Origin of the sequence: Streptomyces sp. NPDC020917 (genome assembly GCF_044333795.1) — a bacterium.
In the GTDB taxonomy this organism is placed as follows: domain Bacteria; phylum Actinomycetota; class Actinomycetes; order Streptomycetales; family Streptomycetaceae; genus Actinacidiphila.
The window spans coordinates 73,663-99,173 of the sequence record NZ_JBIRRR010000002.1; the positions used below are offsets into that span (position 1 = coordinate 73,663).

Genomic DNA, 25,511 nt, shown 5'->3' on the forward strand with positions numbered 1-25,511 from the left:
CGGGGCGCGGGGTTCAGGACTTCTGCGGGGGCTTGCGGAGCTGGAGGTGCAGCTCCCGCAGGCGCGCCTCGGTCACCTCGGAGGGCGCGCCCATGAGGAGGTCCTGGGCGTTCTGGTTGAGCGGGAACGCGATCGTCTCGCGGATGTTGGGCTCGTCCGCGAGCAGCATGACCATGCGGTCCACGCCCGGGGCGATGCCGCCGTGCGGCGGCGCGCCGTAGTGGAAGGCGCGCAGCATGCCGCCGAACTCGGCCTCGACCGTGGCCCGGTCGTACCCGGCGATCTCGAACGCCTCGTACATCACGTCCGGTTCGTGGTTCCTGATCGCGCCGGACGACAGCTCGATGCCGTTGCAGACGATGTCGTACTGCCAGGCCAGGATGTCCAGCGGGTCCTTGGTCCGCAGCGCCTCCAGGCCGCCCTGCGGCATGGAGAACGGGTTGTGCGAGAACTCGATCTGCCCGGTGTCCTCGTTGCGCTCGAACATCGGGAAGTCCACGATCCAGCAGAAGCGGAAGACGCCCTCGTCGAACTGCCCGGCCCGCTTGGCCGCCTCGACCCGCACCGGGCCCATGATCTTCGAGACCTCGTCGAACTCGCCGGCGCCGAAGAAGATCGCGGTGCCCGGCTTGGCGCCGACCGCGGCCAGCAGCGCGGCCACGTCCTGCTCGGTGAGGAACTTCGCGATCGGCCCGGTCAGGGCGTTGTCGTCGCCGACCCGCACCCACGCCAGGCCCTTGGCGCCGAGCGAGACCGCGTAGTCGCCGAGCGAGTCGAAGAACTTCCGCGGCTGGTCGGCGGTGTCGTGCACGGCCAGCGCCCGCACGTGCTTGCCGGCGAACGCCTTGAACTCGGAGCCGGCGAACACCGCCGAAACGTCCACGAGTTCCAGCGAGGTGCGCAGGTCCGGCTTGTCGTTGCCGTACTTCAGCATCGCCTCGCGGAACGGGATGCGCGGGAACGGCGAGGTCACCGTGCGGCCGCCGCCGAACTCGGTGAACAGGTCGGTCATGACCTTCTCGATGACGCCGAAGACGTCCTCCTGCTCGACGAAGCTCATCTCGACGTCGAGCTGGTAGAACTCGCCGGGCGAGCGGTCGGCGCGGGAGTCCTCGTCGCGGAAGCACGGCGCGATCTGGAAGTAGCGGTCGAAGCCGGAGATCATCAGCAGCTGCTTGAACTGCTGCGGGGCCTGCGGCAGCGCGTAGAATTTCCCGGCGTGCACCCGGGAGGGCACCAGGAAGTCGCGGGCGCCCTCGGGCGAGGTGGCCGACAGGATCGGGGTGGCCATCTCGTTGAAGCCGAGCGCGGTCATCTCGCGGCGCAGGAACGCGATCACCTGGGTGCGCAGCATGATGTTGCGGTGCATGCGCTGGCGGCGCAGGTCGAGGAAGCGGTTGGTGAGCCGCATCTCCTCGTTGGCGTTGTCCTCGGGGAAGACCGGGAACGGCAGCTGGTCGGCGGCGCCGAGCACCTCGACCGAGGTCACCTCGACCTCGATCTCACCGGTGGGCAGCTCCGGGTTGACGTTCTCCGCGGAACGCGCCACCACCCGGCCGTCCACCCGCAGCACCGACTCCTTGGACTGGCCGGCGAGCTGGTCGTAGACCGGCGAGCCGGGGTGCACGACCAGCTGGGTGAAGCCGTAGTGGTCCCGCAGGTCGACGAAGAGGATGCCTCCCAGATCGCGGCGATTGTGCAGCCAGCCGGACAGGCGGACGTCGGTGTCGACGTCGGTGGCGCGCAGCTCTCCGCAGGTGTGGGACCGGTACCGGTGCATCGTTCGTCCAAGTCGGGTCGTCGCGATAGAGGGGGAACCCGCACAGCCTACCGGCGCGGGGCACCGCTCCCCCCGCCGGATCGCTTGACCCATAACTCACCTATCCCCATAAACTGGCCCAATGCGCACCGAGGACGTCCTCGCCGCCGTCGGATACGGCGTGTGGCAGTGGGACGAATCCACCGGCACGGTCACGGTCGACGGGCGCGCGGCCCGGTTGCTCGGGCTGTCCGGCGGGCCCGCCACGCACCGCTCGTCCGAGGTGCGCGCCTGCCTGCATCCCGCCGACTACGTCGCCCTGGCCGGCGCGGTGTCGCTGGCCACCGCCGAGGGCACCGTCGCTGAGTCGCTGCTGCGGGTGGTCGGTGAGGACGGCACCGTGCACCGCACGGTGCGGGCCCGGCTGCGGCCGCAGGGCCCGCTGCTCAGCGGCACCCTGCACGAGGTCCGCGACCGCGCGCAGCGCGGCGCCGCGCCGGCCGGCGACTGGCGGCGCTCCCGGGAGGCCTTCCTGCTGGACGCGGGCCGGGCCCTGGCCGAGGCCGACTCCACCGCCGAGGTGCTGCGGGTCGCCGCCACCCTGTCCATGCCCGGCTTCTCCCCCGACGGCCACGCCGTCTTCGGGGTCGACGGCGACCGGCTGTCGGTCATCGGCCACCACGGCCAGGAGGTGCTGGACCGCGCCCTGCTGAACGTCTCGCTGAACGCCGACTACCCGGCCGCGGTCGTGGTGCGCACCGGCCAGGCGGTGTACGTGCAGTCCCCCGAGGCGTACCAGGAGCGCTTCCCGTACAGCTGGCCGATGGTCAAGCCGTACGGGCGGACGTCCTGGGCGTACCTGCCGCTGGTCGTCGCCGGGTCGACGATCGGGGCGTGGATGGCGGCGTTCCGCGAGCCGGTGGACTTCACCCCGGACGAGCGGTCGGTGCTCACCACGGTGGCCCGGATGCTGGCCCAGGCGCTGTCGCGGGCCCATGTGCACGAGTCGGAGCGGGCGCTGTCCGACGGGCTGCAGCGCACCATGCTGCCCGCCCGCGAGCCGGAGATCGACGGCATGGCGGTCGCCGCCCGCTACGTGCCGACCGGCGGCGGCCTCCAGGTCGGCGGCGACTGGTACGACGTGATCGACCTGCCGTCCGGCCGGACCGCGATCGTCATCGGCGACGTGCAGGGCCACGACGTGCGGGCCGCCGGGATCATGGGCCAGCTGCGGATCGCGCTGCGCGCCTACGCGGCCGAGGGGCACGGCCCGGACGCCGTGCTCTCCCGGGCGTCGCGGTTCCTGTCCGGCCTCGCCGCGGAGGCCGACTGGGACGACGTGCGGTTCGCGACCTGCCTGTACCTGGAGGTCGATCCGGCCACCGGCACGCTGGACGTGGCGCGCGCCGGCCATCCCGAGCCCGCGATCCGGCTCGCCGACGGCACCACCATCCTGCGGCGCACCGCGGGCGGGCTGCCGCTGGGCGTGGAGCGGGACGCCGACTACCCGACGACCCGGCTGGTGCTGGAGCCCGGCGAGGTGCTGCTGCTGTGCACCGACGGGCTGATCGAGACCGGCGGGCACGACCTGAGCAGCGGCTGGCTGCGGCTGTGCGAGGTGCTGGAGGCGGGCCCCGCCGAGAAGCTGGAGCAGCTCGCCGACGCGCTGGTCCGGGCCGTGCACGGCCCGGCCTCCCATCACACCACCGGGCCGCTGGCCGACCGCCGCGAGGACGACATCGCACTGGTGCTGCTGCGCCGCGACCCCGACGGCCCCACCTGCGCCGTCCCGGTGCGCCGCACCGTGCTGACCGTCCGGCAGAACGACCCGGGCATGATCCGCTCGGTCCGCCACGACGTCCGGGCGATGCTCCACGACTGGTGCTCGCCCGACCAGCGCGAGTCGGCGGTGCTGCTGGTCTCCGAGATGATCACCAACGTGCTGGTGCACACCGACGAGGACGCGACGCTGACCGCGCAGGTCACCGGGATGCCCGGCACCCGCAGCCTGCACATCGAGGTCGGCGACCGGTCCGACGACATGCCGCACCGCCGCTCGCCCGGCGAGATGGCGTCCTCCGGGCGCGGCCTGCTGCTGATGGAGGAACTCGCCGACGCGTGGGGCGTGGATCCGCGCGGCGACGGCAAGTCCATCTGGTTCGAACTGCACGAGGCGCGGCCCGCGCTGGACGAGGAGCCGGCGGACGAGGCGCCGGCGCCCACTGAACGGGCCGGCTGACGCGGGGCGGCGTGACGAGGTGTGTGACGCGGGCCGCGCGGACTCGGACGGCGTGACGCGGGGCCGCGCGGCACCAGGGGGAGGATCCCGGGCCGCACGGCCTGTCGCGTGTGCGGGGCCCACCGCCGTCCCTTGCCTGCGGGCCCCGCGGGCCGGGGGTGCCGGAAGGTCGCGCGGCACCCGCGGCCGGTCTCACCTGCCGGAGGTCTCCGCGGTCTCCCGCAGCAGGAACGGCGCCGCGGCCGGCGTGGAGGCCACCTCGGCCTGAAGCCGGCGGTGCGCCACGCGGGTGGCGACCGCGGTCAGCGCGAGCCCGATCCCGGCCCAGGCGGCGAGGACCAGCAGCGGCCCGCGCGCGCCGTGGCCGTGGAAGAAGGCGGTGTCCCGCAGGGCCGCGGCCCCCGCGCCGGGCGGCAGCAGCCGGCCGATCGCGCCCACCGGGTCCGGCAGCAGTTCGGGCGCGGAACTCGCCCCCGACCAGGCGTTGCCCAGCATCATCACCACCAGCGAGCCGAGCCCGATGCCCTTGGGGCCCAGCAGCGCGCCCAGGCCGCACACCGCGGCCGCGACCCCCAGCACGAGCAGCGCCACCACCGCGCCCTCCGCCACGACGCCGCCGGTCAGCACCCCGAGCCAGGTGTTCCCCAGGGCCACGGCCGTCGCGCCCACGGCCGCCGCGGACAGCACCAGCACCGCCAGGCGCTGCCGCACCCCGCCCAGGGCGAGGCAGGCGAGGGCGCCCACGGCGAGGCCGGTCACCACGGTGGGCAGCACGGACGCGGAGAAGGCGGCGCCGCGCGGGTCGGCGGACGGCAGCGGGACGACGTCGGTCACCGGCGCGGGCCCGCCCGGCAGCTCCGCGGCGACCTGCTGCAGCAAGGCGGCCACGGCAGGCGAGGCCGCGGAGGCGGTGAGCACCCGGAGCCCCTGGGGGCCGGCGACCACCGCGCCATAGACCTCGCGGTGCTCGATCCCGGTCCTGGCGGCCGCCGCGTCCGCGTACCGGTGTACGGCGAACGCGCCGCTGCCGGCGTGCCCGGCCAGTCCTTGCTCGACCTGGGTGACCGCGCGCTCGGGGCCGGCGACGCCCAGCGGGAGGTCGCGCGGGGCGGTGCGGGCAGCCGGCCAGGAGAAGGCCCACAGCAGGAACGCCGCGACCAGCGGCAGGACGACGATCAGGGCGGCGCTGCGGGCCATCGGGCGCGGTGTGGGGCGGGCCATCGGATCCCCTAAAGAGAATGAACATTCGTTTTTACGGGCCATCCCAGCCTGCGCCGCACCGCTCGCGTTGTCAAGAAAGGAACGTTCGCTTTACCGTGGGCCCCATGCCCCGGGTCTCCCAGGAACACACCGACGCCCGCCGCCGGCAGATCCTCGCCGGCGCCCGCCGCTGCTTCGCCGCCAACGGCTTCCACGCCACGTCGATGCAGGACCTGCTGGGCGAGATGGGCCTGTCGGCCGGGGCCTTCTACCGCTACTTCGCGGGCAAGGACGAGCTGATCAACGCGATCGCCGAGGAGTCCCTGGACCGGGTCACCGACGATCTGGCCGAGTACTTCGCCCAGGAGCCGCCGCCCGCGCTGCCCGACCTGCTGGCCGGCGTCCCCGCCGCGCGTATCGCGCCGCTGCTCGACCAGGAGACCCGGGACGTACTGCTGCAGATCTGGTCGGAGTCGATGCGCTCCCCCGAGCTGCGCGAGCGCGTGCAGGACGGCTTCGCCACGCTGCTGGCCATGCTGACCGTCATGATGCGCCGCTACCGCGACCGCGGTGACCTGCCCGCCGACGCGGACCCCGAGGCGTGCGCCCGCGCCGCGCTGGGCCTGATCCAGGGCTACGTCCTGCAGCGCACCGTCTTCGGCCTCGACGACCCCGAGCCCTTCACCACCGGCCTGCGCACCCTGCTCTCGCCGCGGTGACGCCGGCCGCGGACATGCCGCGGGCCGGGCACGCGCGGTGCGCGTGCCCGGCCCGTGCGGTCAGGCGTCAGCGGCCGTAGGGCGAGTCGGCGGGGATGGTCCCGAGCCGGCCGGCCTTGAAGTCGTCGAAGGCCTGGGCCAGTTCGGCGTGGGTGTTCATCACGAACGGGCCGTACTGCATCATCGGCTCGCGGATCGGCAGGCCGCCGAGCAGGACCACCTCGAAGTTCGGGGTGTGGGAGTCCTGCGACTCGTCGGCGCGGATCGTCAGCGAATCGCCCTTGCCGAAGACCACGGCCTGGCCCATGCCGAACGGGCGGCTCTGCGGGCCGGCGAACCCGCGTCCGGCCAGACCGTAGGCGAGCGCGTTGAAGTCCGCCCGCCAGGGCAGGGTGACCTGAGCCCCGGGGTTCACCGAGATGTGGATCATCGTGATCGGGGTGTGGGTCGAGCCGGGCCCCTGGTGGCCGCCGAGGTCGCCGGCGATCAGCCGGATCAGGGAGCCGCCGTCGGCCGAGGTGAGCAGCTTCAGCCCGCCGGACCGGATGTCCTGGTACTTGGGCGGCATCATCTTGTCGGACTTCGGCAGGTTCACCCACAGCTGGAGGCCGTGGAAGAGGCCGCCGCTCATCACCAGCGACTCCGGCGGGGTCTCGATGTGCAGCAGGCCGGACCCGGCGGTCATCCACTGGGTGTCGCCGTTGGTGATGGTGCCGCCACCGCCGTGACTGTCCTGGTGGATGAACGTGCCGTCCATGATGTACGTGACGGTCTCGAAGCCGCGGTGCGGGTGCCAGGGCGTGCCCTTGGGCTCACCGGGCGCGTACTCCACCTCACCCATCTGGTCCATCATGATGAACGGGTCGAGGTGCCGGTAGTCGATGCCCGCGAAGGCACGGCGGACCGGGAATCCCTCCCCTTCCAGGCCGCTCGGCGCGGTGGACACGGCCAGCGCGGGGCGCGGAGCGGCATCGGGTTCTGCGGTCACCCGGGGCAGCGCCAGCGGGTTCTCTACGGTCACTGCGGGCATGTGGGGTGCCTCCTTGCGGTGGTCTCACGAACGAATTTAGTTGAACTCTTAACATCTCGCAAGGCGTCACCATTCCCTCACCGGATCCGGCCCGCGCAGGGCAGGCGAAAGGCGGGCGGATCCGGCGCCACGGGGCGAGCGGGGAGAGAGGAGCGAGGCGGGGTGTCCGGCACCCCGAGGGCGTCCGCGTGCGCGCGGCCGGCAGTAACGGGATCAGCACTCAGCCGTACATGCGGCGCATGGTGAACTCGACCATCTGCTCGACGGCCTTGGCGTCGAACACCATCCGGTGCTGCCCGTCGATGTCGATCACGAAGCCGTAGCCGGTCGGCAGCAGGTCCAGCACCTCGGCGCCGGTGATCACGAAGTACTTCGACTCCTTGCCGGCGTACCGGCGCAGCTCCTTGAGCGAGCTGAACATCGGGATGACCGGCTGCTGGGTGTCGTGCAGCGCCAGGAACCCGGGGTTCTCGCCGCGCGGGCAGTACACCTTGGACGTGGCGAAGATCGCCTGGAAGTCCTCGGCGGACATCGACCCGGTGGTGAAGGCCCGCACCGCGTCGGCCAGCGACGGCGGCGACGGCTCGGGGTAGGCGGGCGCCGGGTCCGGGTAGCCGCCGCCCATGGATCCGGCCATGGCGTCGGGACCCGGGACCGGTCCGCCGGGCCCAGGGTTCACGCTCTGCTCGTAGCCGTACACGCGCCCTAGCCTAACCGGCCCCGGCGAGGGCCCGGTCACATCCGCCCGGAAGGGGTTGCGTCTTATTACTGACGGGTAGCATCATTTCGGTACAGCCACTCTTCTTCCTTCCCGATCACTTCCCGACCAGTTGTGACAGCAGCAGCGATACGGAGCCGTCGTCATGGGCCACTACAAGTCGAACCTCCGCGACATCGAGTTCAACCTCTTCGAGGTGCTCGGCCGCGACCAGCTCTACGGCACGGGTCCGTTCGCGGAGATGGACATGGAGACCGCGAAGGACATCCTCGGTGAGCTGGCGCGCCTGGCCGAGAACGAACTGGCGGACTCGTTCGCGGACGCGGACCGCACCCCGCCGGTGTTCGACCCGGACACCAACACCGCGCCGATCCCCGACACCTTCAAGAAGAGCTACCAGGCGTTCATGGACGCCGAGTACTGGCGCCTGGGCCTGCCCGAGGAGATCGGCGGCACCACCGCGCCACGCTCCCTGATCTGGTCGTACGCCGAGCTGGTGCTGGGCTCCAACCCGGCGATCTGGATGTACTCCTCCGGCCCGGCGTTCGCCGGCATCCTCTTCGACGAGGGCACCGAGGAGCAGAAGAAGATCGCGGCGCTCGCCGTGGACAAGCAGTGGGGCTCCACGATGGTGCTCACCGAGCCGGACGCCGGCTCGGACGTCGGCGCCGGCCGTACCAAGGCGGTCCGCCAGGAGGACGGCAGCTGGCACATCGAGGGCGTCAAGCGCTTCATCACCTCGGGCGAGCACGACATGGCCGAGAACATCATCCACTACGTGCTGGCCCGCCCCGAGGGCGCCGGACCCGGCACCAAGGGCCTGTCGCTGTTCATGGTCCCGAAGTACGAGTTCGACTTCGAGACCGGCGAACTGGGCGCGCGCAACGGCGTGTACGCCACCAACGTCGAGCACAAGATGGGCCTCAAGGCGTCCAACACCTGCGAGATGACGTTCGGCGACAAGCACCCCGCCAAGGGCTGGCTGATCGGCGAGAAGCACGACGGCATCCGGCAGATGTTCCGGATCATCGAGTTCGCCCGCATGATGGTCGGCACCAAGGCGATCGCCACCCTGTCCACCGGCTACCTGAACGCGCTGGAGTACGCCAAGGAGCGCGTGCAGGGCACCGACCTGTCGCAGTTCATGGACAAGACCGCGCCCAAGGTCACCATCACCCACCACCCCGACGTGCGCCGCTCCCTGATGACGCAGAAGGCGTACGCCGAGGGCATGCGGGCCCTGGTGCTCTACACCGCCACGGTGCAGGACGCGATCCAGGCCGCCGAGGCGGCCGGCGAGGACGCCACGCGGCTGAACGGCCTCAACGACCTGCTGCTGCCCATCGTCAAGGGCTACGGCTCGGAGAAGTCCTACGAGCAGCTCGCCCAGTCGCTGCAGACCTTCGGCGGCTCCGGCTACCTGCAGGAGTACCCGATCGAGCAGTACATCCGGGACGCCAAGATCGACACCCTCTACGAGGGCACCACGGCGATCCAGGGCCAGGACTACTTCTTCCGGAAGATCGTCCGCGACCAGGGCCAGGCGCTGACCACGCTCAGCGAGGAGATCAAGAAGTTCCTCGCCGAGGCCACCGGCGGCGAGGAGCTGGCGGCCGCCCGCGAGCAGCTCGCCAAGGCCGCGGTCGACCTGGAGGCGATCGTCGGCACCATGCTGGCCGACCTCGCCGCCACCGAGCAGGACGTCCGGTCGATCTACAAGGTGGGCCTGAACACCACCCGCCTGCTGCTCGCCTCCGGTGACGTGGTCGTCGCCTACCTGCTGCTCAAGGGCGCGAGCGTGGCCGCCGACAAGCTGCCCGGCGCCACCGGCAAGGACGTCGCGTTCTACACGGGCAAGATCGCCGCGGCGAAGTTCTTCGCCACGCAGATCCTGCCGGGCGTCGGCGTGCAGCGCACCCTCGCCGAGGCCGTCACCCTCGACGTGATGGACCTGGACGAGACCGCCTTCTAGGCACCTTCGGGCCGCGGGCCCGCCGCCCGGAGTCGAGACGCCCTCGAGGCGGGCTCGACACGGGGTCGGCACGGCCTCGACGCAGCGCCCACGCGGGCCGCCGTTCCCCACCGGGGGACGGCGGCCCGTTCGCGTGGCCGAAACTAAGCTGGCGCCATGAACCTTCAGCCGCACGTGTTCGACCGCACCCACACCGACGACCTGGCCGCGTTCGTCCAGGCCAGCCCGTCGCCGTACCACGCGGTGGCGTCGGCTGCCGCGCGGCTGGAGAAGGCCGGATTCCGCCGGCTGGAGGAGACCGAGCGCTGGGACGACTCGGCCGGCGGGAAGTACGTGCTGCGCGGCGGCGCGCTGATCGCCTGGTACGTGCCCGGCGGCGCCCGCCCCGAGACGCCGTTCCGGGTGATCGGCGCGCACACCGACTCACCGAACCTGCGGGTCAAGCCGCTGCCCGACATGGGCTCCGCGGGCTGGCGCCAGGTGGCCGTGGAGATCTACGGCGGCCCCCTGCTCAACAGCTGGCTCGACCGCGACCTGGGCCTGGCCGGCCGGCTCGCGCTGCGCGACGGCTCGACCCGGCTGGTGAACGTGGACCGCCCGCTGCTGCGCGTCGCCCAGCTCGCCATCCACCTCGACCGCGGCGTCAACGACAACGGCCTCAAGCTCGACAAGCAGCGGCACCTGCAGCCGCTGTGGGGCCTGGGCGACAGCCGCGAGGGCGACCTGGTGGAGTTCCTGGCCGCGGAGGCCGACCTGGACCCGGCCGACGTCGTCGGCTGGGACCTGATGACGCACGACGTGCAGCCGCCCGCCTACCTCGGCCGCGACCGGGAGCTGCTGGCCTCGCCGCGGCTGGACAACCTGCTGTCGACGCACGCTTGCGTCGCCGCGCTCGCCGCGGTCGCCGCGGACGGCGACGCCCTGCCGTACATCCCGGTCCTCGCCGCGTTCGACCACGAGGAGAACGGCAGCGAGTCCGACACCGGCGCCCAGGGCCCGCTGCTCGGCACCCTCCTGGAGCGCTCGGTGCACGCCCGCGGCGGCGACTACGAGGACCGCAGGCGCGCCCTGGCCGGCACGATCTGCGTCTCCTCCGACGTCGGCCACGCGGTGCACCCCAACTACGCCGAGCGGCACGACCCCACGCACCACCCGCGGGCCAACGGCGGCCCCATCCTCAAGACCAACGTCAACCAGCGCTACGCCACCGACGGCTCCGGCCGCGGCGTCTTCGCCGCCGCCTGCGACCGTGCCGGGGTGCCGTTCCAGCACTTCGTGTCCAGCAACGCCATGCCCTGCGGGACGACCATCGGCCCGATCACCGCGGCCCGGCTCGGCATCACCACCGTCGACATCGGCGTGCCGATCCTGTCGATGCACTCCGTGCGGGAGCTGTGCGGCGCCGACGACCCGCACCTGCTGGCGTCCGCGCTCGCCGCCTTCCTGCAGGGCTGACCGCCGAAGGCCCGCACCCGGGGGACACGGCTGCGGGCCTCCTCCGCGCGCCGGAGCGACGGCTCAGCGGTCGCCGAGCACGAGCGGTACCGCGCCGGCCGGGCCGGCCGGCGACGCGACGTCGCCGACGACCGTCAGGCCGTGCGCGGCGCCGTACGACATGCCGTTCAGCTGGAGCGGCCCGCTGCCGGCCGGCAGCGCCAGCTCGTGCCAGCGGACCCCGTCGTAACGCAACGCGAACGACGCGGGGCCGTCGACCTGGCCGCCGGCGACGGCCACGCCGTCCGGGGTGAACGCCAGCGCGCCGAGCTGGCCCTTGACGCCCGGGACCCGGACGCTGCGCCACTGGCCACCCGTCTTGCGCAGCACCAGCGGGTGGCCCGTGTCGGTCTCGGTGAGCACCGTACGGCCCACCGCCCAGGGCGTGCCGGACGCGTCGACGCCGACCGCGTAGAACTCGCCGGCCAGCCCGGTCGAGGGCAGCGTCTCGACGGTCCAGGCGCGCCCGTTCCAGTGCTGGATCTCCGGCACGTCATTCTGCCCGTCGTACCCGGCCGCCCATATGTCGTCCGGCCCGCCGACCGCCATCCGGTTGGGCAGGAAGCTCTGCTGGTCCGGCATCGCGATCCTGGTCCAGGCGTGCCCGTCCCAGTGCTCGGCGAGCGCCTCGAAGTGGTCCTCGACCTGGTAGCCGCCGGGCTTTCCGGGGATGGGGGTGGCGCTGTCGAGGATCTGCGCCCAGCCGACCGCCCACACGTCGTCCGGCGCGGCCGCGCCCACCTGCGTCAGGCCGCCGAACTCGGACCGGTCCGGCAGGGGCACCGGGAAGGACTGCCAGGCGTGCCCGTCCCAGCGGTCCGCGATCATCGGGCCGGGCGTGCCGCGGCCGGGCAGGCCGTCGCCCTGCGAGCTGTCCGCCAGCCCCACCGCCCATGCCTGGTGCGCGCGACCGGGCACGGCCGCCACCGAGTTGATCTCGTTGCTGCCGCCGTCGTACGCCGGCAGCCGTACCTCGTGCCAGCCGGTGCCGTCGCGGTCGTCCCGGCTCAGCAGCATCGGCGTGTCCACCTCCGCCTTGCCGTTCATCCGCGTCCACATGCCCGCCGCCCAGGTCGTGTGGGCGTCGATCTGCGCACTGCTGAACAGCCGTCCGGCGCCGGGCGGCACCGGCTGGGCGGTGAGCGAACCGCCGGCGCGTGCCGGCGCGGCGCCCGCGACGGTGGCCGTTCCGATGGCGAGCAGGGTGGCGGCGGCCGCGACGGCGGCTGACGTACGCACGCGCATGGGCGAGTTCTCCGATCGGGGAGGGTGGGGGAAGATCCGTCGCTCTTCCCACGCCCGGCCGCGGCCGTATGTGACACCCCCTCAGCCCGTCAGGTCCTCAGCCCCCTGGACGGGCCGGGGTGTGTCCGCATCGAGCCGGGGCAGGCGAACCGGCAGACCACTGATGAACTCGACCTCTGGAGGCGGGCATTGTGGGCATCGGAGGCTGCATCATCCTGATCGCGGTAGGCGCGATCCTCACCTTCGCCACCGACTGGCACATGAAGGGCGTCAACCTCGACCTCGTCGGTCTGATCATGATGGGCGTGGGCGCCATCGGCCTCGCCGCGTACGTGAGCATCTTCAAGCGGCGCCGGGTGCCCCCCACCCCCGACGGCGACGTGCCGCCGGTGGTGGAGGAGCGGTACTACCCGGACCAGCGCTACTGACCGGCGCGCGCGCCGGCGTCCGGCGCGGCGTCAGCGCCCGCGTCCGGCGCGGCGTCAGCGCCCGTGTCCATGCCGGCCAGCACCAGGGCCAGGCGGCTGTCGCCGCGGTCCGCCAGCCGCACCGGCACACCCCAGTCCTGCTGGTGGACGTGGCACGCCGGGTACTCGTTGCCGGGGTCGTCGTCGCAGGACGCGGCCATCGCGGACACGTGCAGCACGCCCTCGGGCACGGCCGGGTCGAGGACCAGGTCGCGGAAGAGGTCCGTGCCCTTGCCCGCGCCCTCCGCGAGCAGCTCCGGCGGGGTCGCGCTGACCAGCAGCCGGGTCGACGGGCCGTACCGCTCGTCCAGCTTCTGGCCGGCCGGCGCCGAGAACACCACGTCCAGCCGGAACGCGCCCGGCGCCACGTCGGTCGCGGCCCGCTGCGTGCGGTGGGCGACCGCCTCGACCCGCACCGCCTCCTCGGGCAGGTGCATCCGGGTCAGCCGGTGGCCGGCCGACTCCACGACGACGATGTCGCCGTCCACCACGACCGCGCCGGACGGCTCGCGCAGGTCGGTCGCCAGCGTCGACACCTCGCCGCTGACCGGGTCGTAGCGGCGCAGCGCGTTGTTGTAGGTGTCGCTGACCGCGACCGATCCGTCCGGCAGCACGGTGACGCCCAGCGGGTGCTGGAGCAGCGCCTGCCCGGCCGGGCCGTCGCGGTGCCCGAAGTCGAACAGGCCGGTGCCGACGGCGGTGCGGACCACGTAGCCGTCCTCGCCGTCCGCGGACCGCTCGGCCCAGCGCAGCGCCGACGTCTCGGAGTCGGCGATCCACAGCCGGCTGCCGGCCGCGGCCAGTCCGGACGGCTGGGCGAACCAGGCGTCGCGGGCGTGGCCGTCGACCAGGCCCTCGTTGGTGGTGCCGGCGGCGACCTCGACCCGCTCGCGCCGCGGGTCGTACGTCCACAGCTGGTGGACGCCGGCCATCGCGATCCACACGCGGTCCTCGAACCAGGCGACGTCCCACGGCGAGGACAGCGCCACCTCGCGGGCCGGCCCGGACGTCGGCGAGCCCTGCCACCACTGGCGGCCGGTGCCGGCGAGCGTGGTGACCCGTCCGGTCTCCACGTCGACCCGGCGCAGCGCGTGGTTGACGGTGTCCGCGACCACCACGCTGCCGTCGGGCAGCAGCGCCAGCCCCTGCGGCTCGCTGAACCGGGCGGTCGCCGCGTCGCCGTCCACCAGCCCGCGCTCGCCGGTGCCGATCCGGCGGACCACCGTCTCGCCGTCCGCGGCCAGCTCCACCAGGGCGTGCCGGGTGGAGTCCGAGACCAGGTAGTGCCCCGACCCGGGCAGCGCCACCGCCTTCCCGGGGAAGCGCAGGTCGGTCGCGACCGGCTCCGGCGGCACGTAGGGGCCGTCCCCGCGGCGCAGCGTCCCCTTCGCGGCGTGGTCCTGCTCCAGCCGGGTGACGAGCCGCTCCAGCGCGTGCGCATGGCCCTCGCCGGCGTGCTGCGCCACCACATAGCCCTCGGGGTCGATGACCACCAACGTCGGCCAGGCACGGACCGCGTACTGGCGCCAGGTGGCCAGGTCGGGGTCGTCCAGCACCGGGTGGTGCACCTCGTAGCGCTCCACGGCGTCGACCACCGACTGGTGCTCCGCCTCGTGCACGAACTTCGGCGAGTGCACGCCCACGATCACCACGGTGTCGCTGTGCCGCTCCTCCAGCTCCCGCAGCTCGTCCAGGACGTGCAGGCAGTTCACGCAGCAGAACGTCCAGAAGTCCAGGATCACGATGGATCCGCGCAGGTCGGCGAGGGTGACCTGCTTGCCGCCGGTGTTCAGCCAGCCGCCCTTGCCGATCAGCTCGGGGGCCCGGACCCGGGCGCGGCGGTGGGGGAGCGAGGAGGGAGCGTTCATGCCCTCCAGAGTGCCACCGCCCGCCCGGACTGCGCTGATCAGGGCCCCTGCCGGGTGGGACACCGGCCGGGCGGGTAGATGTGGCGGCATGAAATACGTGGTGCGGGAGAAGATGTTCGCGATCGGCGACGACTTCTGGATCGAGGACGAGTCGGGGAACCGGGCGTTCTACGTGGACGGCAAGGTCCTGCGGGTGCGGGAGACGCTGCAGCTCCAGGACCCGTCGGGCGCGGTGGTCGCCGTCGTGCACAAGAAGCTGCTGAGCCTGCGGGACGCGATGACCGTCGAGCGCGACGGGCAGGTCCTGGTGACCGTGAAGAAGAAGCGGCTGGCCCTGCTGCACGAGGTCTACCGCGCGGAGCTGGCCTCCGGCGAGGAGCTGGAGATCCGCGGCGACCTCATCGACAAGGAGTTCGACATCGAGTACGAGGGGGAGCGGCTCGCCCGCATCTCCCGCCGCTGGTTCAGTCTGCGCGACGCCTACGCCATCGACGTCGAACGCGAGGACGCCGACGCGGCGATGCTCATCGCGATCGCGGTGTGCGTGGACAGGCTCGTGCACAAGGAGCACGAAGAGCACGAGCACCACTGAGCCGGCCGCGCGGACAGCTCTCTGCGGCGCCGCCGGTCACGGCGCGGTCCGTCACGGCACCGTCCGCTACGGCTTGGGCAGGCCGAGGACGCGGTCGCGCAGGACGGGGAAGTCCGCGCGGGTGGCGGCCACCCTGGCGGGGTCGAGGTCGACGGTGAGGGTCTGCTCGCCGGGGCCCGCCTCGGCCAGCACCTCGCCCCACGGGTCGACGACCATGCTGTGCCCGGCCTGCTCGACCCCGGCGTGGGTGCCGGCCGTCCCGCAGGCCAGCACGTACGCCTGCGACTCCACCGCCCGTGCCTGGACCATCAGCCGCCAGTGCGCCAGGCGGCGGGCCGGCCAGCCCGCGGGCACCACCAGCAGCTCGGCGCCGGCGTCCACCAGCAGCCGGAACTGCTCGGGGAAGCGCAGGTCGTAGCAGGTGGCGAGGCCCAGCACGGTCTGCGGCAGCCGGGCGGCGACGATCTCGCGGCCGGCGGACATCACGGCGGCCTCGCCCTCGTCGAAGCCGAACCGGTGGATCTTGCGGTACGCGGCGTGCAGCTCGCCGTCCGGCGCGAACAGCAGCGAGGTGTTGTAGAGGGGCCCTTCGGGGTCGCGTTCGACGATCGAGCCGGCGTGCAGCCACACCCCGGCGTCCCGGGCCGCGGCCGCCATCGCGAGGGCGGTCGGGCCGCCGTCGACCGGCTCGGCCTCGGCGGCGAAGTCGTCCGCCGCGAAGGCGCCGACGGGCCACAGTTCGGGCAGCACCACAAGATCGGCACCGGTCTGGGAGCGGACGAGCGCGGCCACGCGCTCCCGCCGGTCCACGACCTTCTCCGCCGGGTCCACGTCGATCTGGAGAAGCGTTGCGCGCACTGGGTCACCGCCCATACGTTGGTGGTCGAAGTCGGGCCTACCATCGTCACTCGAAAGCACTGCGTGGGCGCCCGCGCGCAGCGTAACTTAGGCGCCAACCACCACGACCGCGCCCGACCGTCGAGGGGTCCCGTGACCGTCCACAGCCAACTCCAGCCGTACATCGACGCCTGGACCCACTCCATAGAGTCCATCAACGACCTGGTGTCCCCGCTCGCCGAGGGCGAGTGGAACCGGCCGACCGAGTGCCCCTACTGGTCCGTGCGGGACGTCGTCTCCCACATCATCGGCTTCGAGTGCGAGCTGCTCGGCGACCCGCGCCCGATCCACACCCTGCCCAGCGACCTGCGCCACATCGACAGCGAGATGGCCCGCTACACCGAGGTCCCGGTCGACACCCGGCGGCACCACACCGCGCCGGAGATGACCTCGGAGCTGGAGTACACGATCATCCGCCGCTGCCGGCAGCTGCGGAACGAGTCGCGGCAGCCCGACGCCGAGGTGCGCGCCATCGGCGGCGGCCAGATCACCCTCGAAGAGCAGCTGTGGGGACGGGTGTTCGACGTCTGGGTGCACGAGCAGGACCTGCGCCGGGCCCTGGACACGCCCGGCAACCTCGCGTCGGCGGCGGCCGTGCTGTCCCGTGACTACGTGCTGCGCGCGCTGCCGAAGCTGGTCGCCGAGGACGCGGGGGCCCGGCCCGGCTCCGCGGTGGTCTTCGACGTGCACGGCCCGCTGGAGTTCATGCGCACGGTCCGCGTGAGCGCCGAGGGACACGCCACGATCGACTCCGCGGTGTCGCTGGGCCCGGCCGTGACGTTCATCGTGGACTGGGAGACGTTCCTGCGGCTGCTGGCCGGCCGGGTCAGGCCCGCCGCGGTCGCCGACAAGCTGAAGATCGAGGGCGACGGCGACCTGGCCGACGCGATCCTGTCCCACATCGCCGTCACCCGCTGACGGCCCGCCAACCGGCCCGCGGGCGCGGGCGGAAGCCCCCGCCCGCACCGCGGGACGGAGCCCGTCCGCCGGACGGGCGCGCCGGTCAGTCGCCGACCGGCGCGGGCGCCGTGCGGTGCACGCTCTCCACCCGGCTCACGGCGATCCGCTCGCGCTCCAGCCGCTCGGCGGTGCGCCGCAGCCGCAGGATCTGCACGGTGCCCAGCGCCTGCAGCACGAACACGCTGCTCCACGCGACGCGGTAGTCGTCGCCGGTGGCGTCCAGCAGCACGCCGATCGCCAGCAGGGTGATCACCGAGGCGGTGAAGCCGCCGATGTTGACGATGCCGGAGGCGGTCCCGAACCGCTCCGGCGGGTTCGCGGGCCGGGCGAAGTCGAAGCCGATCATCGAGCCGGGACCGCACGCGCCGAGCACCACGCACAGCACGACCAGCAGCCACATCGGGTCCTGGCCGCCGGGCCAGCTCAGCACCACCGCCCACGCGGCGGCGGTCGCCGCGATCACGCCGAGGGTCAGCGGCATCCGCAGCCCGTGGTGACGGGCGATCAGCTGCCCGAACAGCATCCCGAAGACCATGTTGGCGACGACCACCAGCGTCAGCAGCCCGCCGGCCGCGCCGCGCGACAGCCCCTGGTCCTCGACGAGGTACGGCAGCCCCCACAGCAGCAGGAAGACCATGCCGGAGAACTGCGTGGTGAAGTGCGTCCACATGCCGAGCCGGGTGCCGGGCTCGCGCCAGGAGGCGGCGATCTGCCGGCGGACGTAGGCGGCGCCGGCGTGCTCGACGGGCGCGGGCTCGAAGCCCTCGGGGTGGTCCTTCAGGAACAGCGCGACCAGCACGAGCACCAGGGCCCCGCCCAGCGCCGTGCCGAGGAAGGTGGGGGTCCAGCCGGCCGTGTGCAGCAGCCGTGACAGGGCCACCGTCGACACCAGGTTGCCGGCCACCCCGAACAGCGCCGCGCCCTGGGCGATCAGCGGCCCGCGACGTGCGGGGAACCAGCGCGAGCCGAGCCGCAGCACGCTCACGAACGTCATCGCGTCACCGCAGCCGAGCACCGCCCGCGCGGTCAGCGCCATCCCGTAGGAGTGCGACAGCGCGAACGCCCCCTGGCCCACGGTGAACAGCATCGCTCCGAGCATCAGCACCCTCTTGGTGCCGAGCCGGTCGACCATCAGGCCGACGGGTATCTGCATCCCTGCGTAGACCAGCACCTGGAGGATGGAGAACGTCGACAGCGCGGAGGCGCCGATGTGGAAGCGTTCGGCGGCGTCGATGCCGGCGACGCCCAGGCTGGTGCGGTGGACGACGGCCACCAGGTAGACGAGGGTGCCCACGCCCCAGACCAGGGCCGCCCGCCGGCCGCCCGGTGGGTCGCCCGGCAGGGTCCTGGCGCTCACGACTCGCCCCGGGCGAGGGTGCTGACCCAGGTCACGTGCCGGCCGACCGCCGCCTCGGCGGTCTCCAGCGCGCCGTCGCGCAGCGCCTGCAGGATCTCGGTGTGCTCGGCGATGTTCTTGGCGACCCGGCTCGGTTCGGCGTGCATGGTGGCCACGCCCATCCGCAGCTGGCGGTCGCGGAGCTGGTCGTAGAGCTGGGCCAGGATGCGGTTGCCCGAGGCGCGCACGATCTCGGCGTGGAAGCAGCGGTCGGCGACGGCGAACGCGGCCAGGTCGCCGCTGCCGGCGTGCACCCGCTGCTCGTCCAGCGACTCCTCCAGCCGCTCGATCAGCCCGGCCGGGACGCCGCCGGCGAACTTGCGCACCGCGTGCCGCTCGACGAGCAGCCGGGTCTCCACCACGTCGGCGATCTCCTGCGCCGACACCGGCAGCACCAGGGCGCCCTTCTTCGGGTAGAGCTTGAGCAGCCCCTCGGCCTCCAGCCGCAGCAGCGCCTCGCGCACCGGGGTCCGCGACACCCCGACCGCCTCGGCCAGGTCCCCCTCGGTGAGCAGCGTCCCGCCCTCGTAACTGCGGTCCAGGACCCCGGACTTGACGTGCTGGTAGACCCGCTCGGCGGCGGGCGGGGACTTGGCCGCCGGTGCGGCGGCGACAGCGGTGGCATCCATGATGCGCACATCATAGATACAACAGATGCCTGCGTGATACACCCTTCCGCCATCCGGACGCCCCCCGACCGACCAGGGCGGACGCCGTTGACATGCCGACTGCAAGGGGCCGTGTCAGGCTGAGAGGGCGACGAGAGGAGCCCGTCCATGACCACAGCAGACATCCGCCGGGACGATCTCGACCACGAGGACGACTCGGGCTGGCGCACCGGGTGGACGGTGTTCGCCGCGGTCCTGATGATCTTCGGCGGAGTGATGGCGATCTTCCAGGGCATCGCCGCGATCGCCAAGGACCAGGTCTTCGTCGCCACCCGCAACTACGTCTACAAGTTCGACCTCACCGCCTGGGGCTGGATCCACCTGGTCCTGGGCGTCCTGGTGGCCCTGGCCGGCGCCGCGCTGTTCACCGGCGCGCTGTGGGCCCGCTTCGTCGGCATCGTCATGGCCGCCCTGGTGATGCTCGCCAACTTCATGTGGATCCCGTACTACCCGTTCTGGGCGCTGACCCTGATCGCGATCAACGTGTTCGTCATCTGGGCCCTGTGCACCGGCGGCAGCCGCCACACACGCGCCCGCTGACCCGGGGGGCACCCGCCGACCGCGGACGCCCCCACCGTGGGAGACGACGAACCATGCCACCCCGCACACCCCCCACACCTGCCACTCCCGAGGAGCGAGCCGCGCTCGGCCGCAAGGCCCGCGCGGCCGCGCCCCGTTCGAGCCACGCGGAGTACTCCCCCGCGTACGACCGCCCCGACGTGGTGGACGTCGTCGAGGAGCAGTCCGCGGCCCGGGTGCAGGAACTGGTCCCGATCCGCTACGGACGGATGACCGAATCGCCGTTCCGCTTCTACCGCGGCGCGGCCGGCGTCATGGCCATGGACCTGGCCGACACCCCGCAGTCCGGCATCAGGGCCCAGCTGTGCGGTGACGCGCACCTCCTCAACTTCCGGCTGCTGGCCTCCCCGGAACGCCACCTGATGTTCGACATCAACGACTTCGACGAGACCCTGCCCGGCCCGTTCGAGTGGGACGTCAAACGCCTGTCGGCGAGCCTGGTCATCGCCGCCCGCGCCAACGGCTTCAGCACCAAGCAGCGCGCCGGCATCGTCCGCGCGGCCGTCCGCTCCTACCGCGAGCGGATGCGCGCCTACGCCGGGATGGGCAACCTGGCGGTCTGGTACACCCGGTTCGACGAGGACTGGGTGCGGAAGCAGTTCAGCCCGAAGGTGAGTGCCCGCGGCCGCCGGATGTGGCAGGAGGCCGCCGACAAGGCCCGCGCCCGCGACAACCTGCAGGCGTTCGACAAGCTCACCGATACGGTCGACGGCGAGCGCCGGCTGGCCGCCGACCCGCCGCTGATCGTGCCGTTGCGCGACCTGCTGGACGACGCCGACCGCAACGAGCTGGAACGCCAGCTCGTCCGGCTCCTCCGCCGCTACGGCCGCACCCTGCAGACCGACCGGCGGTTCCTGCTGGACCAGTACCGCGTCGCCGGCATGGCCCGGAAGGTCGTCGGCGTCGGCAGCGTCGGCACCCGCTGCTGGATCGTGCTGCTGCTCGGCCGGGACAGCGAGGACCCGCTGATCCTGCAGGCCAAGGAGGCCGGCCCCTCGGTGCTCGAACCGTACTGCGGCTCCGCAGGCCACCGCACGGAGGGCGAGCGCGTGGTGAGCGGCCAGCGGCTGATGCAGGCCACCAGCGACATCTTCCTCGGCTGGGAGCGGGTCGACGGCCTCGACGGGCGCCGGCGCGACTTCTACGTGCGGCAGTTGCGCGACTGGAAGGGCATCGCCCAGCCCGAACTCATGGTGCCCCAGGGCATGCGCGCATTCGGGGAGCTGTGCGGCGCCACCCTGGCCCGCGCGCACGCCCGTTCCGGCGACCGGATCGCGATCGCCTCGTACCTGGGCAGCGGCGACGTGTTCGACCGGGCGCTGGCCGAGTTCGCCGAGCTGTACGCGGACCAGAACGAGCGGGACTTCGACGCGCTGGCCAAGGCGGTGCGGACCGGGCGGGTGGCCACCCAGTCGGCGTGAGTCGGCGGGTGGCCGCATGAGGCGGTGCGGATCCCGCGTCCGGGGCGGCCGAGCGTGATGGTGCGGGCCGGGTGTTCATTCACCCGGCCCGCACCGTGAAAGGTCTTGAAAGGGGATTACTGGATCAGGTGTCGAGGATGCGGCGCTTCTGCTCCTCGAACTCCTCCTCCGTCAGCACGCCCGACGCCTTGAGGTCGCCGAGGTCCTTGAGCTGCGCGACCTTGGCGGACATGGCGTCCTCCTGCGTACGGACCTGCGGCGCGGGCTCGGGCGCGACCTCCTGGTGGTAGCCCTCCTGCGCGGCCCAGCGGCCCTCCTGGCGGCGCGACACGCGGTTCGACACGGCGGTCGCGGTGCCGGCCACCACGGCCGTCCGCGCGACTCCCCTGAGAAGTCCCGGCATGGTTCCACTCCCTTTCCCGCACCCCTCCCGCGCCGGACTTCGGCGCGGCGCCTGCCCTGTCCTGTCCTGCCCGCGACCTCGGCCTTACGAGGCGGGCTCCAGGGCGTCCATCAGGTCCTGCAGCGGGATGCGGCCGCTCGCGACCATCTGCGCGCCGCCGCGCCGGAGCGCCGCGGCGAACGGCGCGGCCCAGGCGTTCTCGTAGACCAGCACGCCCGCCGAGTTCCCCGGTTCGATCACGGACGCGGCCTCGGCGAGGTCCTCCTCGCCGAGCAGCCCCGACGCGGCCCCCTCGAACACGGCGAGTTCGGGGATCCCTTCCCCGGTCGCCCCGCTCAGCTCCAGCGCCGTCAACGACCCGTCCAACTCCTTCTTGACGAACAGCAGGTCGATGATTCTGATGATCCCGCGATCGACCAGATCCACGAGCAGCGGCAGACCCTCACTGGTCATCCTGCTGCCCGGGAACTCGACCACCACGTAGTCGACGGGACCCATCTCCTCGAGTTCGGTGCTCACAGGCGTACCTCCGATGGCACATTCGACCCCTTCATTGCAGCACCCCACTCATACCCCCGCAAATCAGCCCGTAACGCTCCGAACACGGCGCTGTGGGCGGCAGCCGCACGCGCACCACGAGCCCCAGGTAACCTTGCGTGAGCATGCCGACACGAGGACGCCCGCGTGCCAGCCGGCCGCTGGGGAGGGGATACGGCAATGGGGCACTTGCTCGATACGGATCTGAAGCCCGGGGAGACGCTGATCGCCAACATGGCGGTGCAGTTCCCCAGTGGCGACTACAAGCGGCTCATGGGGTTCCGCTCCTTCCGCGACTTCCAAGGACGCGACATCTCCGCGGAGTTGCCCGGCTGGCCGCCCAGCAGGAAGCCGGGCGAGCCGCCGGCCAAGGCGTCGGTCAAGGGGGTGCTGCTCGCGAGCGCCTGGCACGGGCTGAACACCTTCGCGTTCCTCCTGATGCTCGCGGGCATCAACGCCGACAGCCTTTCGGCGCCGAGCGACCCCGAAGAGCTCGACGACTACCCCGTCCTGCGTGCGGACCCGGGCACCCTCGCGGCGGGCGCCCCCTGGCAGCTCGACCCCGGACGCAGCAAGGCAAGGCCCCGCGTGATCCTCCACGTCACCAACCAGCGTCTGCTGTTCTCCGATCCCCGGACCGACGAGCTGCTCTGGGAGTTCGGCCGCGAGGACTTCAAGGAGCTGACCCCTGGGGTGATCATCAGGGTGACCTTCGTCGATGACTCGTGGATCCGCATCATCCTGGTGAAGGACAAGAAGGCCCTGGTCCCCGACCGGGAGGCGAATTACCGGACGGTCACGGTGAAGGGCAAGCCGACCCGGATCGCCCTCTCGGAAGACCCGCATTTCAAGTTCGTCACCGTGCTCAAGGAATTCCTGGCCGGTTCGCCCACGGAGTCAACGTGACGGCTCCGCCTCGTCGTTGAGCGGCTCGTGGAACTCCATGCCCATCAGTACCGTGCCCATCATCACGGAGAAGTTCTCCCAGTAGTCCATGGCCGGTGTGTCCAGGGTGAGCACGGCCAGGTACGGGCCGGTCGGGAACGGCACGTAGGCCTGGAGACGCCCCATCCGCAGCGTCGCAGGCTCTCCGGTCGTGGTGTACTCCCCGTCGTAGGTGACCTCACTGATCGAGATCGCCGTCACCGCGGGACCGCACGGCAGGTCCACGTACCCGGCCTCGACGGAGTCGGTGCGGGCGAGGATCTCGCGGAGGCCGTGTGCCGCGACCTCGGCGCTCGGGTGGTCCGAGGGCGCCACCGCCAAGGTGAGCGCGCACTGGGCGACCTTGTCCGGCCCGTCGCTGAACAGCCCGATCGCGGCGTAGGTCAGCTGCGCGTCGGCCATCACCGCGGTGGCGCTCGCGACCATGGGCGTGATTGCCTGCCGTACCTCGGGATCCGCCTGCGGGTAGATGCCCTGGACGAGGTCGGCGAGTGACTGTTCACGCGCGTCGCCCGTAACGGCAACCGGCAACTCGTGGAAGCCCTGGGGAACCTCGAGGGAGAACGGAGGAATCTCGGTCATCCCGGCCCCTCCGAGACCACCCAGGCCAGCGCCTTGGCCGCGGTCTTGATGTCGTGCGCGGCCTGCGGGTGGTCCTTGCCGAAGGTCTTCACGTCGTGGTGGATCTCGAAGGCGGCGGGGACCTTCGAGACGACCTTGGAGGTCGCGTCGACGATCCGGGCCGGACGGGCCAGCCCCTCGAGCGGATCACGCCCCAACGCCTTGAGAACGGTGTTGAGCGGCTTGGTTCCCGTGAACTGGAAGTTGCGCTCGAACTGGATCGCGCCCTCGATCCCGGCACGGCCGCGGCCGATGAGCCCGCTGCCCTTCATGACGACGTCCCAGCTGTCCGCTTTGGTGGCGAAGAAGACGAACTTCTTGGCTCGGACGGCGACGGCGGACAGCCGTCCGCCGCCAGCCGTGATGTCCTCCGCGAGCCGCAACGCCGACGCCTGGTCGAGGACCTTGCCGAACTTCGCGAGCTTCGCCCCCTTCGCGAACCCCCCGATTCCCGGGAACACGCTCACGACGTCCATGCCCAGCGTCAGCCAGCTCACGTCCGCGCCCGCCGCCATGGCGACGAGGTGGGTGGCCAGGGTGGCGGCGCCGGAGATGAGGGCCGCGCCGGCGAAGATCGCGCCGATGGGCTCGAAGGGGGCGGTGAAGATGGCGATCGCGGCCAGGATGCCGGTCAGGGCGCTGAGCATGTCGCCGAGCATCTTGATGAGGTCGGCGTGGTCCTTGACCCACTTGACGGTGTCGTTCCAGGCACCTTCCACGGAGTGGGCGATGCGGTGGAGGAGACCGGGCTTGTCCGGGGCGATGTCGCCGGCCTTGTCGAGCTCGTGGCTGACGGACTTCGCGGCCTGGGTGTAGCGGTGGTGGAGTTCCTCGGCGCGGTGGCGTACGCCGTCGAGGGCGTCGTTCGCGTCGGAGACCGCCTGCTTCTTCTTCGTCTCGGCCGCCGCGTCGGCCGGGGAGTCGGGCGTCGGGGACGCCTCGGGCTGGGGGTGCGGGCGGTCCGGTGGCGTGTCGGGCGGCAGGCCGGCGGCGGTCCTGGCCTGGTCGAGGGCCCCCTGCTTGGCGGCGGCCTCGCGTTCCAGCGCGTCGGCCTCGGCCTGGAAGCGCTGGAGCTGGTCGGACCAGCCGGACAAGGCGTCCGCGGCGCGGCCGAACGACGTGTGGGCCTTCTTGATCAGCGGGGTGACGTCGTGGTCGATGTGGGCGACGAACGCCTTGGCCGCCTCGCCCTTCCAGTAGCCGCAGTCGATGCGGTCCAGTTCGGTGACCGTCCGCGTCAACTCGCCGTGCAGATCGGCGAGGTTGCGGGCCAGCGTGCTGACCTGGTCGGGGTCGCCGGGTGTCGGGTCGAAACCCAGGTGCTGGAAGGAGCGGGTCACCGCGGCACCCCCGCCGCATGCCGCCTTCCCGGTAATGCCGCGCGGGCGCCGCCGCGCGCGCTCCTCGACGCGGGCACACCGGTGCCCGCCGTGAACCTGCCCCCCACGTGCGGTCCTCCCCCTCGTCACTGCGTTCGAGACATCCGAACATCGAGTGACCAACCCTACGCAGTACGTAGCGGCACGAACAAGGTGCCCCTTGGGTCACACAGGGCACACCAGGTCAGCGGGGGTAGGTGGGGTCAGGGCCGCATGGTGCCGACCAGGTTGGCGGTGGAGGTGAGGGTGGACTGGATGGTGGGGGCCAGGCTCGTGGAGGCCAGGGAGAAGCCCAGCAGCACGCAGATCACCGCGTGGCTCGGCTTGAGGGCACGGTTGCGCATCAGCATCGCTGCCAGCAGGAGCAGCAGCAGGACGACGGAGACTGAGACGACCATACGG

The 25,511-nt window shown here is 72.3% G+C and carries 24 protein-coding genes; 10 read left to right on the forward strand and 14 right to left on the reverse strand.

Annotation, left to right across the window (positions count from 1 at the left end; translation table 11 throughout):
- Positions 1-13: 13 nt before the first annotated feature.
- The gene (gene aspS / locus ACH4TG_RS04260; RefSeq protein WP_398240615.1) at positions 14-1,780 is read right to left on the reverse strand and encodes an aspartate--tRNA ligase; all 1,767 of its coding nucleotides are present in this window, start codon (positions 1,778-1,780) and stop codon (positions 14-16) included.
- Between the two features lie 121 nt (positions 1,781-1,901).
- Here aspS and ACH4TG_RS04265 point away from each other — a divergent pair, with 121 nt between their 5' ends.
- Entirely contained in the window at positions 1,902-3,998 is a 2,097-nt protein-coding gene (locus tag ACH4TG_RS04265) for a SpoIIE family protein phosphatase (protein ID WP_398240616.1), read from the forward strand.
- Positions 3,999-4,190: 192 nt separating this feature from the next.
- On the opposite strand, the gene ACH4TG_RS04270 is transcribed toward ACH4TG_RS04265, so the two are convergent.
- Complete coding sequence (locus ACH4TG_RS04270; RefSeq protein WP_398240617.1) at positions 4,191-5,195, reverse strand: ABC transporter permease; 1,005 nt, start codon at positions 5,193-5,195, stop codon at positions 4,191-4,193.
- A gap of 128 nt (positions 5,196-5,323) precedes the next feature.
- Here ACH4TG_RS04270 and ACH4TG_RS04275 point away from each other — a divergent pair, with 128 nt between their 5' ends.
- On the forward strand, positions 5,324-5,917 hold the full coding sequence (locus tag ACH4TG_RS04275; RefSeq protein ID WP_398240618.1) for a TetR/AcrR family transcriptional regulator: 594 nt from the start codon (positions 5,324-5,326) through the stop codon (positions 5,915-5,917).
- 67 nt (positions 5,918-5,984) lie between these two features.
- Here ACH4TG_RS04275 and ACH4TG_RS04280 read toward each other — a convergent pair whose 3' ends face one another.
- Positions 5,985-6,947, reverse strand: coding sequence for a pirin family protein (locus ACH4TG_RS04280; RefSeq protein ID WP_398240619.1), 963 nt, complete (start codon positions 6,945-6,947; stop codon positions 5,985-5,987).
- A gap of 220 nt (positions 6,948-7,167) precedes the next feature.
- The gene (locus ACH4TG_RS04285) at positions 7,168-7,647 is read right to left on the reverse strand and encodes an SseB family protein (protein ID WP_398240620.1); all 480 of its coding nucleotides are present in this window, start codon (positions 7,645-7,647) and stop codon (positions 7,168-7,170) included.
- Between the two features lie 163 nt (positions 7,648-7,810).
- Between ACH4TG_RS04285 and ACH4TG_RS04290 the strand changes: the two genes are divergently transcribed.
- The gene (locus ACH4TG_RS04290; protein ID WP_398240621.1) at positions 7,811-9,637 is read left to right on the forward strand and encodes an acyl-CoA dehydrogenase; all 1,827 of its coding nucleotides are present in this window, start codon (positions 7,811-7,813) and stop codon (positions 9,635-9,637) included.
- A 156-nt stretch (positions 9,638-9,793) separates the two neighbouring features.
- The gene (locus tag ACH4TG_RS04295; RefSeq protein ID WP_398240622.1) at positions 9,794-11,092 is read left to right on the forward strand and encodes a M18 family aminopeptidase; all 1,299 of its coding nucleotides are present in this window, start codon (positions 9,794-9,796) and stop codon (positions 11,090-11,092) included.
- A 63-nt stretch (positions 11,093-11,155) separates the two neighbouring features.
- On the opposite strand, the gene ACH4TG_RS04300 is transcribed toward ACH4TG_RS04295, so the two are convergent.
- Positions 11,156-12,376 carry a hypothetical protein gene (locus tag ACH4TG_RS04300; protein WP_398240623.1) on the reverse strand — a complete coding sequence of 407 codons (1,221 nt, stop codon included), beginning with the start codon at positions 12,374-12,376 and terminating at the stop codon, positions 11,156-11,158.
- A gap of 191 nt (positions 12,377-12,567) precedes the next feature.
- Between ACH4TG_RS04300 and ACH4TG_RS04305 the strand changes: the two genes are divergently transcribed.
- Positions 12,568-12,804: a DUF6458 family protein gene (locus ACH4TG_RS04305; RefSeq protein WP_398240624.1), complete on the forward strand. Its 237-nt coding sequence runs from the start codon at positions 12,568-12,570 to the stop codon at positions 12,802-12,804.
- On the opposite strand, the gene ACH4TG_RS04310 is transcribed toward ACH4TG_RS04305, so the two are convergent.
- Positions 12,798-14,711: an NHL domain-containing thioredoxin family protein gene (locus ACH4TG_RS04310; RefSeq protein WP_398240625.1), complete on the reverse strand. Its 1,914-nt coding sequence runs from the start codon at positions 14,709-14,711 to the stop codon at positions 12,798-12,800. The two genes, ACH4TG_RS04305 and ACH4TG_RS04310, sit on opposite strands and share 7 nt — an antisense overlap.
- Positions 14,712-14,799: 88 nt before the next feature.
- Here ACH4TG_RS04310 and ACH4TG_RS04315 point away from each other — a divergent pair, with 88 nt between their 5' ends.
- Positions 14,800-15,303: an LURP-one-related/scramblase family protein gene (locus ACH4TG_RS04315; RefSeq protein WP_398240626.1), complete on the forward strand. Its 504-nt coding sequence runs from the start codon at positions 14,800-14,802 to the stop codon at positions 15,301-15,303.
- A 66-nt stretch (positions 15,304-15,369) separates the two neighbouring features.
- On the opposite strand, the gene ACH4TG_RS04320 is transcribed toward ACH4TG_RS04315, so the two are convergent.
- Positions 15,370-16,161, reverse strand: a complete 792-nt coding sequence (locus ACH4TG_RS04320) for a carbon-nitrogen family hydrolase (protein ID WP_398240627.1) — start codon at positions 16,159-16,161, stop codon at positions 15,370-15,372.
- Positions 16,162-16,293: 132 nt separating this feature from the next.
- Between ACH4TG_RS04320 and ACH4TG_RS04325 the strand changes: the two genes are divergently transcribed.
- Entirely contained in the window at positions 16,294-17,118 is an 825-nt protein-coding gene (locus ACH4TG_RS04325) for a maleylpyruvate isomerase family mycothiol-dependent enzyme (protein WP_398240628.1), read from the forward strand.
- Between the two features lie 85 nt (positions 17,119-17,203).
- Here the strand turns inward: ACH4TG_RS04325 and ACH4TG_RS04330 are convergent, their stop codons facing one another.
- Both ACH4TG_RS04330 and ACH4TG_RS04335 read right to left on the reverse strand, forming a co-directional pair.
- Positions 17,204-18,517: a nitrate/nitrite transporter gene (locus ACH4TG_RS04330; RefSeq protein ID WP_398240629.1), complete on the reverse strand. Its 1,314-nt coding sequence runs from the start codon at positions 18,515-18,517 to the stop codon at positions 17,204-17,206.
- Positions 18,514-19,185 carry a GntR family transcriptional regulator gene (locus ACH4TG_RS04335; protein ID WP_398240630.1) on the reverse strand — a complete coding sequence of 224 codons (672 nt, stop codon included), beginning with the start codon at positions 19,183-19,185 and terminating at the stop codon, positions 18,514-18,516. The genes ACH4TG_RS04330 and ACH4TG_RS04335 overlap by 4 nt, the downstream gene beginning before the upstream one ends.
- 147 nt (positions 19,186-19,332) lie before the next feature.
- On the opposite strand from ACH4TG_RS04335, the gene ACH4TG_RS04340 reads away from it, so the two are divergent.
- Together ACH4TG_RS04340 and ACH4TG_RS04345 are read left to right on the forward strand one after the other, a co-directional pair.
- Positions 19,333-19,764 (forward strand): hypothetical protein, encoded by a 432-nt coding sequence (locus ACH4TG_RS04340; RefSeq protein ID WP_398240631.1) that lies wholly within the window; start codon positions 19,333-19,335, stop codon positions 19,762-19,764.
- 53 nt (positions 19,765-19,817) lie between these two features.
- Entirely contained in the window at positions 19,818-21,224 is a 1,407-nt protein-coding gene (locus tag ACH4TG_RS04345; protein WP_398240632.1) for a DUF2252 domain-containing protein, read from the forward strand.
- A gap of 124 nt (positions 21,225-21,348) precedes the next feature.
- On the opposite strand, the gene ACH4TG_RS04350 is transcribed toward ACH4TG_RS04345, so the two are convergent.
- Positions 21,349-21,627: an SHOCT domain-containing protein gene (locus ACH4TG_RS04350; protein WP_398240633.1), complete on the reverse strand. Its 279-nt coding sequence runs from the start codon at positions 21,625-21,627 to the stop codon at positions 21,349-21,351.
- Positions 21,628-21,711: 84 nt separating this feature from the next.
- On the reverse strand, positions 21,712-22,125 hold the full coding sequence (locus ACH4TG_RS04355; RefSeq protein ID WP_398241175.1) for a DUF6325 family protein: 414 nt from the start codon (positions 22,123-22,125) through the stop codon (positions 21,712-21,714).
- Between the two features lie 186 nt (positions 22,126-22,311).
- Here ACH4TG_RS04355 and ACH4TG_RS04360 point away from each other — a divergent pair, with 186 nt between their 5' ends.
- Positions 22,312-23,070, forward strand: coding sequence for a hypothetical protein (locus ACH4TG_RS04360; RefSeq protein ID WP_398240634.1), 759 nt, complete (start codon positions 22,312-22,314; stop codon positions 23,068-23,070).
- On the opposite strand, the gene ACH4TG_RS04365 is transcribed toward ACH4TG_RS04360, so the two are convergent.
- The 3 genes from ACH4TG_RS04365 to ACH4TG_RS04375 all read right to left on the reverse strand — a co-directional run bounded on the left by ACH4TG_RS04365 (position 23,062) and on the right by ACH4TG_RS04375 (position 25,507).
- A complete protein-coding gene (locus ACH4TG_RS04365; protein ID WP_398240635.1) occupies positions 23,062-23,691 on the reverse strand; it encodes a hypothetical protein in 630 nt (209 codons plus the stop codon). The genes ACH4TG_RS04360 and ACH4TG_RS04365 overlap by 9 nt on opposite strands.
- Positions 23,688-25,070: a WXG100 family type VII secretion target gene (locus ACH4TG_RS04370; RefSeq protein ID WP_398240636.1), complete on the reverse strand. Its 1,383-nt coding sequence runs from the start codon at positions 25,068-25,070 to the stop codon at positions 23,688-23,690. Before ACH4TG_RS04370 ends, ACH4TG_RS04365 begins: the two co-directional genes overlap by 4 nt.
- A 242-nt stretch (positions 25,071-25,312) precedes the next feature.
- Positions 25,313-25,507, reverse strand: a complete 195-nt coding sequence (locus ACH4TG_RS04375; protein ID WP_398240637.1) for a hypothetical protein — start codon at positions 25,505-25,507, stop codon at positions 25,313-25,315.
- Between the last annotated feature and the right edge of the window lie 4 nt (positions 25,508-25,511).

Coding starts and splice junctions, on each gene's coding strand:
- ACH4TG_RS04270 (WP_398240617.1), bottom strand. CDS start 5,195: ATGGCCCGCAGCGCCGCCCTGATCGTCGTCCTGCCGCTGGTCGCGGCG.
- ACH4TG_RS04300 (WP_398240623.1), bottom strand. CDS start 12,376: ATGCGCGTGCGTACGTCAGCCGCCGTCGCGGCCGCCGCCACCCTGCTC.
- ACH4TG_RS04375 (WP_398240637.1), bottom strand. CDS start 25,507: ATGGTCGTCTCAGTCTCCGTCGTCCTGCTGCTGCTCCTGCTGGCAGCG.
- ACH4TG_RS04365 (WP_398240635.1), bottom strand. CDS start 23,691: ATGACCGAGATTCCTCCGTTCTCCCTCGAGGTTCCCCAGGGCTTCCAC.
- aspS (WP_398240615.1), bottom strand. CDS start 1,780: ATGCACCGGTACCGGTCCCACACCTGCGGAGAGCTGCGCGCCACCGAC.
- ACH4TG_RS04355 (WP_398241175.1), bottom strand. CDS start 22,125: ATGGGTCCCGTCGACTACGTGGTGGTCGAGTTCCCGGGCAGCAGGATG.
- ACH4TG_RS04345 (WP_398240632.1), top strand. CDS start 19,818: ATGCCACCCCGCACACCCCCCACACCTGCCACTCCCGAGGAGCGAGCC.
- ACH4TG_RS04295 (WP_398240622.1), top strand. CDS start 9,794: ATGAACCTTCAGCCGCACGTGTTCGACCGCACCCACACCGACGACCTG.
- ACH4TG_RS04280 (WP_398240619.1), bottom strand. CDS start 6,947: ATGCCCGCAGTGACCGTAGAGAACCCGCTGGCGCTGCCCCGGGTGACC.
- ACH4TG_RS04350 (WP_398240633.1), bottom strand. CDS start 21,627: ATGCCGGGACTTCTCAGGGGAGTCGCGCGGACGGCCGTGGTGGCCGGC.
- ACH4TG_RS04315 (WP_398240626.1), top strand. CDS start 14,800: ATGAAATACGTGGTGCGGGAGAAGATGTTCGCGATCGGCGACGACTTC.
- ACH4TG_RS04275 (WP_398240618.1), top strand. CDS start 5,324: ATGCCCCGGGTCTCCCAGGAACACACCGACGCCCGCCGCCGGCAGATC.
- ACH4TG_RS04335 (WP_398240630.1), bottom strand. CDS start 19,185: ATGGATGCCACCGCTGTCGCCGCCGCACCGGCGGCCAAGTCCCCGCCC.
- ACH4TG_RS04265 (WP_398240616.1), top strand. CDS start 1,902: ATGCGCACCGAGGACGTCCTCGCCGCCGTCGGATACGGCGTGTGGCAG.
- ACH4TG_RS04290 (WP_398240621.1), top strand. CDS start 7,811: ATGGGCCACTACAAGTCGAACCTCCGCGACATCGAGTTCAACCTCTTC.
- ACH4TG_RS04340 (WP_398240631.1), top strand. CDS start 19,333: ATGACCACAGCAGACATCCGCCGGGACGATCTCGACCACGAGGACGAC.
- ACH4TG_RS04310 (WP_398240625.1), bottom strand. CDS start 14,711: ATGAACGCTCCCTCCTCGCTCCCCCACCGCCGCGCCCGGGTCCGGGCC.